Below are 14597 nucleotides of genomic sequence, written 5' to 3' on the forward strand. Positions count from 1 at the left end.
AGAACGCCACGTCCTGTGGCAACGACTGAGTGACCAACATCATGTTGCTGTCGCTACGTTAGCACTACGCTTTCGCACAGAAAACATTTGTTGGCCTAAAGCCTCCGGCGGATGTCACGGAATCGGAAAGGAGTTCTTTGTGCAAGCACAAAGCCGATTCCAGACGCAATTATGCCGAGGCATTATTGATTAAAAAGGGGATGAATGAAAAATGACGAAAATAGCATTTGTTTTTCCAGGACAAGGTTCTCAAGTAGTTGGAATGGGGCAAGAATTTATTGAGAATGCGGCAGAAAGTAAAGCGTTTTATGACAGTGCAGATCAATCACTTGGCTTTGAGCTATCTAAACTTATGTTAGAGGGGCCAGCTGAGGAGCTAACATTGACTTACCATGCACAGCCGGCGCTTTTAACTACTGGTGTGATGGTAGCAGAAAAATTACGTGCAGCAGGTATTACGCCAAACTATGCAGCAGGGCATTCACTTGGAGAGTACAGTGCATTAGTAATCGCTGGTGTGCTATCGTTCGAGGATGCAGTTTCTGTCGTACATAAGCGTGGGCTTTATATGAATGAAGCTGTACCTGCAGGGCAAGGCGCTATGGCAGCCATTCTAGGGATGGAGCTTGAGGCACTGCATGAGGTAACTGAAAAAGTATCTGCAGCAGGTGACCCGGTTCAGGTAGCGAATGTAAACTGTCCAGGGCAAATCGTTATTTCTGGTACAAAGGAAGGCGTTGACAAGGCTTCTTTAGCAGCGAAGGAAGCAGGCGCCAAACGAGCAATACCTTTAGTTGTTAGTGGCCCATTCCATTCAGAGCTAATGCGCCCATCATCTGGAAAATTAAAAGAAGCATTGGCTGCTATATCATTGTCAGCCCCAAAAATCCCTGTAATCGGCAACGTCATGGCGAAAGAATTAGAGGATGTTGCTACTATTCAACATGAGTTAGTAGAACAAGTATTTAGCGCTGTGCAATGGGAAGCATCTGTGCGTGAAATGATTGCACAAGGTGTCGATGTCTTTATTGAGTGTGGACCAGGTAAAGTATTAAGCGGATTAGTGAAAAAAATCGATCGAACTGTTGCGACATATTGTGTTTATGATGAAGCATCATTAGAGACTGTGCTAGAAGCGGCGAAGGAGTGGACAATTAATGCGTAAATTAGATGGTAAAGTAGCTGTTGTAACTGGTGCTTCGCGTGGAATAGGGCGATCTATTGCATTAAAGCTTGCTGATGAGGGCGCTAAAGTTGTCGTTAACTACAGCGGCTCACAGGCAAAGGCAGAAGAAGTTGTCGCGATGATTCAAGAGAATGGTGGCGAGGCTATTGCCGTACAAGCGAGTGTTTCCAAAACAGAGGAAGTTACAGCATTAATGAATGCAGCTGTGAAAACATTCGGCTCGCTTGATATTTTAGTAAATAATGCAGGTATTACACGTGATAACTTGTTAATGCGTATGAAAGAAGATGAATGGGACGATGTTTTAGACACGAACCTTAAAGGTGTTTTCCTTTGTACAAAAGCAGTAACTCGTCAAATGATGAAGCAACGTGCGGGCCGTATCATCAATATTTCATCGATTGTCGGTGTAGCTGGTAATGCGGGGCAGGCTAACTATGTAGCTGCAAAAGCAGGTGTTATTGGACTAACTAAAACGACTGCAAAGGAGTTAGCTTCACGAAATATTCTAGTGAATGCAATTGCACCGGGCTTTATCGAAACTGAAATGACTGAACAACTACCAGAAGATCTAAAACAAGGCATGCTTACGCAAATTCCTCTTGCTAAACTTGGGCAGCCTGAGGATATCGCAAAGGCAGTAGCTTTCCTAGCTTCAGATGATGCTAACTATATGACGGGTCAGACGTTACATATAGATGGCGGCATGGTGATGTAATTTCAATTAGTCATAGATAATGATTTTTTGTATAATCATTTGAGGGGAGGTGAATGATTTGTCTACAGTATTAGAACGCGTAACAAAAGTAATCGTGGACCGTTTAGGTGTTGAAGAAAGTGAAGTAACTCTAGAAGCTTCTTTCCGTGATGATTTAGGTGCTGACTCATTAGACGTAGTTGAGCTTGTAATGGAGCTTGAAGACGAATTCGATATGGAAATTTCTGATGAAGATGCTGAAAAAATCTCAACGGTTGGTTCTGCAATTTCATACATTGAAAGTAAATTAAACTAATTTCGTTTAACGTTATTCAGCAGAAATTACTACTGTTTTTGCTTGAATGTGAAGAGCGGATATAATAGGCTAAGATGTATTTAAAAGGGTACGAAATGGTTCGTTTTTCGAATTATGAACGTCCCTTTTTTTGTTTTAGAAAATAAATTACGAAAAAATTTCCAAAACATTGTATTTAAGCCGAAATACTTTTGCATAAATGTCTTGAAAAAGGTACACTAAAACGGTAGAAACTATTAGGAAGGCAGATTGTTCAATGGCTATGAAAAGAAAAGGAACTATGCAGAAATCTGGCGTACTTCCTGAAAAAGTACGCAATCAATTCGAGCTGTTACAGCATGAATTAACTATCACATTTATTAATAAAAATTTATTGTATCAAGCATTCACGCATTCATCTTATGTGAATGAGCATCGCCGTAAATTGTTTACGGATAATGAGCGTCTTGAATTTTTAGGAGACGCAGTACTTGAACTGTCTGTTTCTAAATACCTTTTTGAGAAATACCCTCATATGAGTGAGGGTGAGCTGACGAAGCTACGAGCATCCATAGTATGTGAGCCATCACTTGTGGTCTTTGCAAATGAATTAGGCTTTGGTCGCTTTGTATTACTCGGAAAAGGTGAGGAATTAACAGGTGGACGGGAACGCCCAGCGCTGCTTGCAGATGTATTTGAATCATTTGTAGGTGCCCTTTATTTAGATCAGGACTTACAAACGGTCGTGTCCTTTTTAGAACGAATCGTATTCCCGAAAGTAGAAGTCGGTGCTTTTTCGCATGTGATGGATTTTAAAAGCCAATTGCAAGAAATGGTACAGCAAACGAATAATGGCCTTCTTCATTATGAAATTATTGATGAAAAGGGTCCTGCACATAACCGTACCTTTGTATCGAGCGTACTATTAAATGGACAGGAGCTTGGTATTGGTCGTGGGAAATCAAAAAAAGAAGCCGAGCAGCAAGCTGCGCAATGTGCGATGCGTGCAATGCGTGAGCAATCTGCAAAAGAGGAGGCTTAATAGATGTTCCTAAAACGACTCGAAGTGATTGGCTTTAAATCTTTTGCGGAGCGCATTGGAATTGATTTTGTGCCCGGCGTTACAGCGGTTGTTGGGCCAAATGGCAGTGGAAAAAGTAATGTCACTGATGCTATTCGTTGGGTACTTGGGGAGCAATCGGCAAAGTCGTTACGTGGGGCAAAGATGGAGGATGTTATTTTTGCTGGGAGTGACTCACGTAAGCCACTAAACTTTGCAGAGGTAACATTAATTTTAGATAACACAGATGAACAGCTTGCTTTTTCCTATACAGAAGTCAGCGTAACAAGACGCGTATACCGTTCAGGAGATAGTGAATATTTATTAAATAACCAGCAGTGTCGCCTGAAGGATATTACGGACTTGTTTATGGACTCAGGACTTGGGAAAGAAGCCTTCTCCATTATTTCACAAGGCCGTGTCGATGAAATTTTAAATAGCCGACCTGATGACCGTCGTTCGATTTTTGAAGAGGCAGCTGGCGTGTTAAAGTATAAATTAAGAAAGAAAAAAGCAGAGCATAAGCTTGTTGAAACAGATGAAAATTTGTATCGTGTTTTAGATATTTTACATGAACTAGACAGTCGTCTGGAGCCGCTAGAAATTCAAGCATCAAGTGCAAGAGATTATGTGCAAATGTCAACAGAGTTAAAGGATTTTGATATCGCCATCCTTGTGCACGATTTAAAAAATTGTGCACAATCTTTGCATGCACTGAAAGCTGAGTACACAGAGCTATATGAAACAGAGCAAAAACAAGCGCATAATATCTCTTCAATAGAAAAGCAAACTGCAAGCATTCGTAAGCTTTTAAAAGAGCTAGATGACTATTTGGATACTACTCAGGCTGAGTTTGTTAATGCGACGATGGAGGTAGAGCGTTGGGATGGTCGTAAAGCATTAATGGCTGAAAAGCGACAAAATGCTTCTAATCAACTACTTCAATTGAATACAGCATTACAAGAAGCAAAAGATGAGGTCGAGGCTCTCATAGTTCAAGAGCAAGAGAAAAAAGAAGTGTTCGCTGAAAAACAGCAAGAGGTATCAGAGCTAAAACAAAGCATCAAGCAATTAGAACAATCTTTAAATCGCTCTGTTTCTGAAATTGAACAAGAAATTGAAGAACAAAAAAACCACTATATCGACTCCTTAAACGAAGAAGCAACAGTTAAAAATGAATTGAAAAATATTGAACAACAATTAGCACAACAAAAAGCGATGGCGACACGAATGTCAGACCAAACTGATGAATTTGGTCAGGAGCTTGCACAAATTCTTGTGGAAAAAGAAAAGCTAGTTGTTGCTCACACTACAACAACTAACGAATTGCAGGGAAAACTTGAGCAATACGAAACATTGCAAATACAGCTTAAGAACGTCAATGCATCGTTTAATGAAAAGCAAGACATGCTTTATAAGGCTTATCAGCATCAGCAGCAACTGAAGGCTAGAAAAGATACGCTAGCTGAGCTTGAAGCAGATTTCTCTGGGTTCTTCCATGGAGTAAAAGAAGTATTATTAGCGCGTGATAAAGGTGAATTAGCTGGAATTGAAGGAGCTGTTGCTGAGTTAATCCAAGTAGATGGAAAATATTCCCAGGCTATTGAAACAGCATTAGGGGCAGCCTCTCAACATATTGTGACAACCGATGAACGATATGCTCAACAGGCAATTCATTGGTTAAAACAAAAGAGAGCTGGACGCGCGACGTTTTTACCCAAATCAGTCATGAAGTCACGTAAAATCAATCTATCTATGATTCAACTAGCTACTGAGCATCCAGCATTTGTCCAAATGGCTGATGCACTTGTTACGTTCGATGAAAACAACCGCACAATTGTCGAAAACCTTCTTGGCAATGTAATCGTTGCATCAAGTTTAGAAGGTGCAAGCCAAATTGCTCGATTATGTGGTTTTCGATATCGTGTCGTAACACTTGAAGGTGATATCGTCAATGCAGGCGGTTCGTTAACAGGTGGTTCTGTGAAGCAACAATCTTCACTCTTTACTAGAAAAGCGGAATTAGATGGTTTAATAGTAAAGCTAGAATCGTTAGAAGCATCCATTTATAGTGCTGAACAGGCTGTCACAACTGAAAAAGAGAAGCTTGCAATATTGCGAGACAAAGTAGAGCAATTGAAGCTTGATGGAGAGCAACTACGAAAAGATGAAATGCAGCAGGCGAGTCGTATTCGCGAGCTAGAGGTTGTCGAGAAAAGCTTATCTGCACGAGTATCTTTTGCTTCTAATGAAACACAAGATGTAAAAACACGCGAAGAAGCATTGTTAGCTCAAAGGGAAGCGGCTACAGAGCGTTTAACGGCACTAGCAACAGAACTGTTAGAAATTAATGAAACAGTGGAACAACTAAGTAAGGTGAAGTTACAAAGCGAAACAGAGAAGGATGTACTTCGTGAGCAATCCGCAGAAAAACGCTCGCAGTTAGCAGTTATGCAGGAGCAAATGTCACAAGTGCAAATTGCTACTGCAGAGTTAGCCCTACAATTGAACAAAGCTCGTCAAAAAGTTGACAATATTTCTCAGGAAATAATCTGGCTTCAATCTGATGAATCGACAAAACTTTTAAGTGATGAAGAAGTTGATGAGCAGGTTGCTACGTGGAAAGCGAGAAGAGATTCACTGCAGGATACTATTTCACAGAAAAAAGATGAAAAAGTAGCACAACAACAAGAGCTTACTACTTTAGAAGAACAGCTGAAGGAATTGCAACGTACACATAAAGGCTATCTTGAAGCAATACGTGCAAATGAATTGAAGCGAAGTCGCGTAGAATTTGAGATAAATAATTTCAATGAACAGCTAGAAGAAAACTATCAGCTAGCATTTGATGAGGCTGAGGAGTTAGCCCTTGCAATTGAAGATGAAGAGCATATGCGACGTCGAGTGAAACTGCTGAAGAAATCGATAGAGGAGCTAGGTCCTGTTAATTTGAGTTCCATTGAGGAATACGATCGTGTACTTGAACGCCATTCATTCTTAACTGAGCAGCGGGAGGATTTACTTGCTGCACAGGAAACATTGCATGAGGCTATTAAAGAGATGGATGAGGAAATGACGCTTCGATTTAGCGAAACCTTCTATGCTATTCGAGAGCAATTTAAACGTGTATTCCGTGAATTGTTTGGTGGAGGACAGGCAGATTTAGTGTTATTGGACCCTCAAAATCTGCTAGAAACGGGTATAGAAATCGTAGCACAACCACCAGGGAAAAAATTACAAAACCTAAGTTTACTTTCAGGTGGTGAACGTGCACTTACTGCAATCGCTTTATTATTCTCCATCTTAAATATACGACCTGTACCATTTTGTATTCTCGATGAGGTAGAGGCGGCTTTAGATGAGGCAAATGTCGTTCGATATAGCCAATATTTGAAGAAATTTAGCCGTAATACGCAATTTATTGTGATCACACATCGTAAAGGGACGATGGAGGGAGCGGATGTCTTGTATGGTATTACAATGCAGGAATCAGGCGTGTCTAAACTTGTATCAGTAAAATTAGAAGATGAACCCGTACTTGCGGAGCAAAGGAGCGAACAAGCATGAGTTTTTTTAAACGTTTAAAAGATAAGTTGGTAGGCAACCCGGTCGAGGAAGAAAAAGTAGTAGAGAGTACGGAAGAAGAAGCTGCTGAACAGAAGCAAGACGAAGCAACAGAGCCTGCTCAAATTGAAGAAATTGAAGAAATTGTAGATGAAGTTGAAAAAGTAGAGGAAGTTTCTGTAACGGAAAGTTCAATTGAAACCGAAATTCCTGAAGAAAAAGAAGATCAAGAACAACTAGAGCAACAAGAAGTGCAAGAGGTTGCGATAGCAGAAGAACCAGTAGAGGAGAAAAAACCTTCTGCATGGTCTATTACACAAAAGTTCAAGGCTGGACTGGAAAAAACGCGTAATTCATTTACTTCAAAAGTGAATGATCTAGTTGCTCGCTATCGAAAAGTGGACGAAGATTTCTTTGAAGAATTAGAAGACTTATTATTACAGGCAGACGTTGGCTTTGAAACAGTAATGGAGCTAATGGACAAATTACGCTTCGAGGTTCAGCGTAAAAATATAAAAGATACAAACGGAATTCAAACGCTTATTTCTGAAAAACTTGTGGAAATTTATGAGCAAGGAGAAGAAGATTTAATCGAACTGAATATGCAACCTGAAGGTGAGCTTACTGTCATTTTATTCGTTGGGGTAAACGGTGTTGGGAAAACGACTACCATCGGTAAACTTGCTCATCGTCTAAAATCACAAGGTAAAACAGTTGTTTTAGCGGCAGGTGATACTTTCCGTGCTGGTGCCATCGACCAATTACAAGTTTGGGGAGACCGTGTTGGTTGTGAAGTGATTAAACAATCAGAAGGCTCTGATCCAGCAGCGGTTATGTATGATGCAATTCGCGCGGCGAAAAACCGTAAAGCGGATGTGTTAATTTGTGATACAGCAGGACGTCTACAAAACAAAGTGAACTTAATGAATGAACTTGAAAAAGTTCATCGTGTAATTTCTCGAGAGATACCAAATGCTCCGCATGAAGTACTATTAGCATTAGATGCAACAACAGGTCAAAATGCACTTGTTCAAGCACAAACATTTAAAGAGGTTACAAATGTAACAGGAATTGTCTTAACAAAACTTGACGGTACTGCAAAAGGTGGTATTGTCCTTGCCATTCGCAACAAACTACACATTCCAGTGAAGTTTATTGGTCTTGGTGAAAAAATGGACGATTTACAGCCATTTGATGCAGAGCGTTATGTGTATGGATTATTTGCGGATGGTTTAGATAAAGAATTACAAAATAATGAGGATTAGGTTCATCATCAAGAGTTGTAGATGACTTTTGTTAAAACGTATACTATGTAAATAAGTCGGAACGGAAATCAACAACACGTTTTGGTGGTGGTCCGAGGATTAACATTTGAGGAAGTAAATTTGTAATTGCGCTCGTTTGTGCAGGGAAACGCATTGTTTAAAAGGGAAATACTAGCTATAGGTGAAAAACGCCTGAAAAGCAGTTAATTAAAGCTTTTAGACAAGGAGATTACCTTGACACGGACGGGCGCTTTTCGTTATGATACAAATGACTAATAACGGGAGGAGAAATATTCGATGCTACTTGAAAAAACAACACGCATGAACTTTCTCTTCGACTTTTATCAAGCATTATTAACAGATAAGCAACGAAGTTATATGGAGCTATATTATTTAGATGATCACTCGCTTGGAGAGATTGCTGAATCATATGGAGTTTCACGCCAAGCTGTTTATGATAATATCCGTCGAACAGAAGCGATGCTTGAAGAATATGAAGAAAAACTATGTTTATTGGAAAAATTTCAACAACGTACACAAATGCTTGCGCAGCTAACAACAGGGATCACGGAACAAAGTATGACAGTTGAAGTGCAATTGGCGCTTATAGAACAGTTGAAAGAATGGGATTAGGAGGCGAAAGCAATGGCTTTTGAAGGATTAGCGGAGCGACTCCAAGGAACGATCCAAAAGATTAAAGGTAAAGGAAAAGTATCGGAACAAGACGTTAAAGAAATGATGCGAGAGGTCCGATTTGCTTTAATCGAGGCGGATGTTAACTTAAAAGTAGTCAAAGAATTCGTTAAAAAGGTCAGTGAACGTGCTGTCGGTGTAGAAGTTATGCAAAGCTTAACACCCGGTCAGCAGGTTATTAAAATCGTACAAGACGAATTAACAGAATTAATGGGTGGCGAGCAAAGCCCAATCAAATTTAATACAAAGCCACCAACTGTTATTATGATGGTCGGCTTACAAGGTGCAGGGAAAACGACAACTACAGGTAAATTGGCAAATGTGCTACGTAAAAAATATAATCGTAAGCCATTACTAGTTGCTGCAGACGTTTATCGTCCAGCGGCTGTTCAGCAGTTACAAACGTTAGGAAAGCAGTTATCCTTACCTGTTTTTGCGTTAGGAACGGATGTATCTCCAGTAGAAATTGCACGTCAGGCAATTGAATTGGCGAAAGAAGAGCATCATGATGTCGTTATTATCGATACAGCTGGTCGCTTGCATATCGATGAAGATTTAATGCAAGAATTAAAAGATATTCGTGCACTAAAAGAGCCGGATGAAGTGTTCCTAGTTGTAGATGCTATGACAGGTCAGGATGCTGTCAACGTGGCAGAAAGCTTTAATGAAGCAATCGGCATTACAGGGGTTGTTTTAACAAAGCTTGATGGTGATACACGTGGTGGTGCTGCATTATCAATTCGTTCAGTAACACAGAAGCCGATTAAGTTTGTCGGGATGGGCGAAAAATTGGATGCACTCGAACCATTCCATCCAGAGCGTATGGCGTCTCGTATATTAGGGATGGGCGACGTTCTATCGCTTATTGAAAAGGCTCAGGCAAACGTTGATGAAGCAAAGGCTAAAGAACTAGAGGAAAAATTTAAAACTCAGAGCTTTACATTTGATGATTTTGTTGAGCAATTGCAGCAAGTAAAGAAAATGGGTCCGCTTGAGGATATTTTAAAAATGTTACCAGGTGCTGGCAAAATCAAAGGCTTAGACAATGTTAAAGTGGATGATAAGCAAATGGGTCGCGTAGAAGCGATTATTTACTCGATGACACCTGCTGAAAAGACGAATCCAGAAATTATTAACGGTAGCCGTAAAAAGCGCATAGCGAATGGTTCTGGGACTTCGATTCAAGAGGTGAATCGTCTATTAAAACAATTTGATGAAATGAAGAAAATGATGAAGCAAATGACAGGCATGGCGAGTGGTAAAGGAAAGAAAAAGATGAAAATGCCAGGCTTTGATTCATTGTTTAAATAATAATTTATAGGTGTTAAGAAAAAACACTTTACAAACAACATAAACATTGATAATATACTATCTTGTGTGAAACTTATTCGGAGGTGCTATTAAAATGGCAGTTAAAATTCGCTTAAAACGTATGGGAGCTAAAAAATCTCCTTTCTATCGTATCGTAGTTGCAGACGCTCGTTCACCACGTGACGGTCGTCAAATCGAAACAGTTGGTACTTACAACCCACTAACTCAACCAGCTACTGTAAACATCGATGAAGAGAAAGCTCTTAAATGGTTAGCTGACGGTGCAAAACCATCAGATACAGTGCGTAACTTGTTCTCAGAACAAGGTATCATGGAAAAATTCCATAACCAAAAATTCAGTAAATAATCGGGGGCGACGTCTTTGAAGCAGCTGATTGAAGCAATCGTTTTACCGTTAGTCGATTATCCAGAAGAAGTTCGTATAGAGACGGATGAAAATGCAAATCGAATTGTTTATAAACTTTTTGTTCATCCAGAGGATCGAGGGAAAGTCATAGGCAAACAAGGGCGAGTAGCGAAAGCGATTCGTACAATTGTTTATTCAGCGGCGGGTAGTCACCATCAAAAAAAGACCTACGTCGATATATTGGATTGATAGAAAAGATTTTCACGCTCTTTTACATGCAACAAGCACTGGAGAGTCCTGATCGGTATGTTTAAATGCGCTTAGGAATTCAAAGTGGCTCTGAGGTAAAGCGTAAAATCTGGACTAAAAGGAAGGAGCTTGCCGGTTCCTTCCTTTTTTCATTATCATAATTATTTTGAGAGGTAATTGAACATAATGACATTGAGGAAGACTGGTCAACGTCTTAGCTATAACACCGTCCACCAAAAGTTAAACTGCTTTTGTAGGTGAAAGGTGAGAGAAAGGTTACTTTTTGATCTGGCTAGCTAGTAGCTTGACGGGGATGAGCTTGTTTAGCATTTTTATACGAGGTGAGATTTGAATGGAATGGTTTAATGTAGGTCGTATTGTCAATACGCATGGTATTCGTGGTGAGGTGCGTATATTATCAACAACAGATTTTGAAGAAGAGCGCTTCGCAGTAGGAAATAAGCTTGCGGCGTTTAAAAAAGACGATAAAAAGCCAACGTGGGTAACAATTGAATCAGTGCGTCGTCATAAAAACTTTATTTTATTAACTTTTGAAGGAATGCATAACATCAACTTGGTTGAGCCTTTCAAAGAAGGCATGCTCAAAGTTACGAAAGATCAAATGTCAGATAATTTATTAGAGGAAAATGAATTTTTCTTCCATGAAATAATTGGCTGTACAATTGTTTCTGAAGAAGGCGAAACAATCGGAGCAGTGACCGACATTCTTCAAACAGGAGCAAATGATGTTTGGGTAGTCAAGGGCGCTAAAAAAGAACATTATATCCCGTATATCGAAGACATCGTCAAGGAAATTGATGTTGATGAGAAGAAAATTGTGATACACGTAATGGAAGGCCTGCTATGATGAATATTCATGTGTTAAGTTTATTTCCTGATATGTTTGCAGGCGTCTTTGGTGCATCCATATTAAAGAAAGCACAGGAAAAAGGTGCTGTAAAGCTAGAAGTAACTGATATTCGTGGATTTTCGGGTAACAAGCATAATCAAGTAGACGATTATCCGTATGGTGGTGGCGCGGGAATGGTATTAAAACCAGAGCCGATGTTTAGCGCTGTCGAGTCCATTACTGAAGGAAGAAATCCTCGTATCATTTTGATGTGTCCACAAGGTGAGCGTTTTACTCAAAAAAAGGCAGAAGAGCTAGCGCAAGAAAAAGAACTAGTATTTTTATGTGGTCATTATGAAGGTTATGATGAACGCATTCGTCAGCATCTTGTTACAGACGAGATTTCAATTGGAGATTTCGTATTAACTGGTGGAGAGCTAGGGGCTATGACGGTTATAGATAGCGTTGTACGACTTCTGCCGGGGGTTTTAGGACAAGAGGATTCCCATATACAAGATTCGTTCTCAACAGGTCTTTTAGAGCACCCACATTATACACGACCTGCTGAATTTCGTGGAATGAAAGTACCTGATATTTTACTATCGGGTAATCATGCAAAGATTGAGCAATGGCGTGAGGAAGAATCTTTGAAAAGAACATTCGAACGTCGTCCAGATCTACTCGAGAATTATCCGTTAACCGATAAGCAAAAATTGTATGTAGAAAAACTTGAAAAACAACAATAAAGATGCTTGATTGCTATCTACATTTGTGATAACATCTATTCTGTACTTCTATGTGAAGTACTGAATTACGATGTTCCGCTGTGGCATAGATTGCGTGCAAGAGCATCTGTCTAAGGAGAGAAAACAATGTCAAACATTATTGCAGAAATTACAAAAGCTCAGCTTCGCACTGATCTACCAACTTTCCGTCCTGGTGATACTGTTAAGGTACACGTGAAAGTAGTAGAGGGTACTCGTGAACGTATCCAAGTATACGAAGGTGTAGTAATTAAACGTCGTGGTGGCGGAATTAGCGAAACTTTCACAGTTCGTAAAATTTCTTATGGTGTAGGTGTTGAACGTACATTCCCTGTACACACACCAAAAATCGCTAACTTAGAAGTTGTACGTCGTGGTAAAGTACGTCGTGCTAAACTTTACTACCTACGTAACTTACGTGGTAAAGCTGCTCGTATTAAAGAAATTCGATAATTATGATTTAAAAGTGAGGGGCTTGTGCAACAAGCTCCTTTTCTTTTTGCTTGTCATCTTAAATAACTATCATCTAAAATGAGGATAGACAAGGGGGCAAATCTCGATGGAAAAACAAGTGAAGGAAAAGAATGAACTATGGGAATGGACTAAGGCACTTCTAATTGCATTTGCGATTGCAGCAATTATTCGTTATTTTTTATTTACACCCATTGCAGTAGATGGCGAGTCCATGATGCCAACCCTTGAAGATGGTGACCGTATGATCGTGAATAAAATTGGTTATAAAATAGGTGAACCAAAACGCTTTGATATTGTTGTGTTTCACGCTCCAGAGCAGAAAAACTATATTAAACGTGTTATTGGACTACCAGGAGATACATTGGAATATAAAAATGATCAATTATACATTAACGGTGAACCGCTAGATGAGCCTTATTTAGATGCCTACAAATCACAAATTACAGAAGGTACATTAACAGAGGATTTTACATTAAAAGACATTGATGTAAAACTCGATGTAATTCCAGAGGGCTATGTTTTCGTTATGGGAGACAATCGTCGATACAGTAGGGACAGTCGTGATATTGGTATCGTCGATCAAAAAGAGATTATTGGTAATACAAGTCTGATTTTCTGGCCGTTTAGTGATATTAAAATTGTAAAGTAATACTTGAAAGGGAGGGCTAACACTCCCTTTTTCTTTTAGTTTAGGAGGTATAGATATGACTATACAATGGTTTCCAGGGCATATGGCGAAGGCCCGAAGAGAAGTAACAGAAAAATTAAAGCTCGTTGATATTATTTTTGAATTAATAGATGCACGTTTACCTCTATCTTCGCGTAATCCGATGATAGACGAAGTGATCAATCAAAAACCGCGTCTCCTTATCTTAAATAAGGCAGATATGGCAGATGAGCAGGAAACACGTAAGTGGGTAGAGTACTTTGCACAACGTGGTCATAAGGCAGTAGCAATTAATTCTCTTGAAGGTAAAGGATTACAGCAGGTTACAAAGGCTGCCCAAGAAATATTAAAAGAAAAATTTGAGCGTATGAAGGCGCGTGGGATGAAGCCAAGAGCCATTCGCGCAATGATTGTTGGAATTCCAAACGTAGGGAAATCAACGCTGATTAACCGACTAGCGAAGAAAAATATCGCAAAAACAGGGAATACTCCAGGGGTAACTAAGGCTCAGCAATGGATAAAGGTTGGTAAGGAGCTTGAATTACTCGATACACCAGGTATTTTATGGCCGAAGTTTGAAGATCAGGAAGTAGGTTACAAATTAGCCTTAACAGGAGCTATAAAGGATACTATAACAAATATGGAGGATTTAGCTGTATATGGTCTACGCTTTTTATCCATTCATTATCCGGCACGAATGGAAGAACGCTATGGCTTCCAGTTTGTACATGAAGATTTAGTTGAGACTTTCGACCATATCGGTAAACTTCGTCGTGTGTTCGGTCCTGGTGGAGAAATCGATTATGATCAAGTAGCTCAACTAATCGTTCGAGATATTCGTGGTTTACAATTAGGTAAACTAACATTTGATTTTGTTGACGAACAACTTGAAAAAGAAACAGAGCAGCAATAATGAAAACTGTCATACTCACGTCATAAATCGTGAGCGTGACAGTTTTTCTTTTAGGAATACGTCTTCTTGCCGATATAGGATATAGAGCATGAAAAAGAAGTTATAATTATTTTGGGATTAGCGTCCTTCTGAAATGAATGTGCATTCAAGTACATATTGTGGAAAGCGCAAAAGCGTTAAGGTGAATCCTTAGCTTGAAAGAAACGAAAAACGTACTAGAACTTAAAATTAACGATTTGGGA

The 14597-nt window shown here is 39.6% G+C and carries 15 protein-coding genes; all 15 read left to right on the forward strand.

Annotated features, from left to right (window positions below; all coding sequences use genetic code 11):
- The first annotated feature begins 211 nt into the window (after positions 1 to 211).
- The 15 genes from fabD (at position 212) to ylqF (ending at position 14355) form a co-directional block, all read left to right on the forward strand.
- Positions 212 to 1165, forward strand: a complete 954-nt coding sequence (fabD, locus tag FJQ98_RS05945; RefSeq protein ID WP_053594180.1) for an ACP S-malonyltransferase — start codon at positions 212 to 214, stop codon at positions 1163 to 1165.
- Positions 1158 to 1904, forward strand: coding sequence for a 3-oxoacyl-[acyl-carrier-protein] reductase (fabG, locus tag FJQ98_RS05950; protein WP_053594181.1), 747 nt, complete (start codon positions 1158 to 1160; stop codon positions 1902 to 1904). Before fabD ends, fabG begins: the two co-directional genes overlap by 8 nt.
- 58 nt (positions 1905 to 1962) lie before the next feature.
- Positions 1963 to 2199 (forward strand): acyl carrier protein, encoded by a 237-nt coding sequence (acpP, locus tag FJQ98_RS05955; RefSeq protein WP_036124798.1) that lies wholly within the window; start codon positions 1963 to 1965, stop codon positions 2197 to 2199.
- A 256-nt stretch (positions 2200 to 2455) separates the two neighbouring features.
- Positions 2456 to 3220: a ribonuclease III gene (gene rnc / locus FJQ98_RS05960; RefSeq protein WP_053594182.1), complete on the forward strand. Its 765-nt coding sequence runs from the start codon at positions 2456 to 2458 to the stop codon at positions 3218 to 3220.
- Positions 3221 to 3223: 3 nt separating this feature from the next.
- On the forward strand, positions 3224 to 6805 hold the full coding sequence (gene smc, locus FJQ98_RS05965) for a chromosome segregation protein SMC (RefSeq protein ID WP_053594183.1): 3582 nt from the start codon (positions 3224 to 3226) through the stop codon (positions 6803 to 6805).
- Complete coding sequence (ftsY, locus tag FJQ98_RS05970; protein WP_053594184.1) at positions 6802 to 8067, forward strand: signal recognition particle-docking protein FtsY; 1266 nt, start codon at positions 6802 to 6804, stop codon at positions 8065 to 8067. Before smc ends, ftsY begins: the two co-directional genes overlap by 4 nt.
- Positions 8068 to 8364: 297 nt before the next feature.
- Complete coding sequence (locus tag FJQ98_RS05975; RefSeq protein WP_053594185.1) at positions 8365 to 8700, forward strand: putative DNA-binding protein; 336 nt, start codon at positions 8365 to 8367, stop codon at positions 8698 to 8700.
- 12 nt (positions 8701 to 8712) lie between these two features.
- Positions 8713 to 10071 carry a signal recognition particle protein gene (gene ffh / locus FJQ98_RS05980; RefSeq protein ID WP_053594186.1) on the forward strand — a complete coding sequence of 453 codons (1359 nt, stop codon included), beginning with the start codon at positions 8713 to 8715 and terminating at the stop codon, positions 10069 to 10071.
- A gap of 94 nt (positions 10072 to 10165) precedes the next feature.
- A complete protein-coding gene (rpsP, locus tag FJQ98_RS05985; protein ID WP_004269411.1) occupies positions 10166 to 10438 on the forward strand; it encodes a 30S ribosomal protein S16 in 273 nt (90 codons plus the stop codon).
- Between the two features lie 15 nt (positions 10439 to 10453).
- Positions 10454 to 10687: a KH domain-containing protein gene (locus tag FJQ98_RS05990; RefSeq protein ID WP_004269410.1), complete on the forward strand. Its 234-nt coding sequence runs from the start codon at positions 10454 to 10456 to the stop codon at positions 10685 to 10687.
- Between the two features lie 352 nt (positions 10688 to 11039).
- Positions 11040 to 11555 (forward strand): ribosome maturation factor RimM, encoded by a 516-nt coding sequence (gene rimM / locus FJQ98_RS05995; RefSeq protein ID WP_053594187.1) that lies wholly within the window; start codon positions 11040 to 11042, stop codon positions 11553 to 11555.
- Complete coding sequence (gene trmD / locus FJQ98_RS06000) at positions 11555 to 12283, forward strand: tRNA (guanosine(37)-N1)-methyltransferase TrmD (protein WP_053594555.1); 729 nt, start codon at positions 11555 to 11557, stop codon at positions 12281 to 12283. Before rimM ends, trmD begins: the two co-directional genes overlap by 1 nt.
- Before the next feature lie 126 nt (positions 12284 to 12409).
- Positions 12410 to 12754 carry a 50S ribosomal protein L19 gene (gene rplS, locus FJQ98_RS06005; RefSeq protein ID WP_053594188.1) on the forward strand — a complete coding sequence of 115 codons (345 nt, stop codon included), beginning with the start codon at positions 12410 to 12412 and terminating at the stop codon, positions 12752 to 12754.
- Between the two features lie 106 nt (positions 12755 to 12860).
- Positions 12861 to 13424 (forward strand): signal peptidase I, encoded by a 564-nt coding sequence (lepB, locus tag FJQ98_RS06010; protein ID WP_053594189.1) that lies wholly within the window; start codon positions 12861 to 12863, stop codon positions 13422 to 13424.
- 55 nt (positions 13425 to 13479) lie between these two features.
- Positions 13480 to 14355 (forward strand): ribosome biogenesis GTPase YlqF, encoded by an 876-nt coding sequence (gene ylqF, locus FJQ98_RS06015; protein WP_053594190.1) that lies wholly within the window; start codon positions 13480 to 13482, stop codon positions 14353 to 14355.
- Positions 14356 to 14597 lie beyond the last annotated feature (242 nt).

The sequence above is a fragment of the Lysinibacillus agricola genome (assembly GCF_016638705.1).
Taxonomy (GTDB): domain Bacteria; phylum Bacillota; class Bacilli; order Bacillales_A; family Planococcaceae; genus Lysinibacillus; species Lysinibacillus agricola.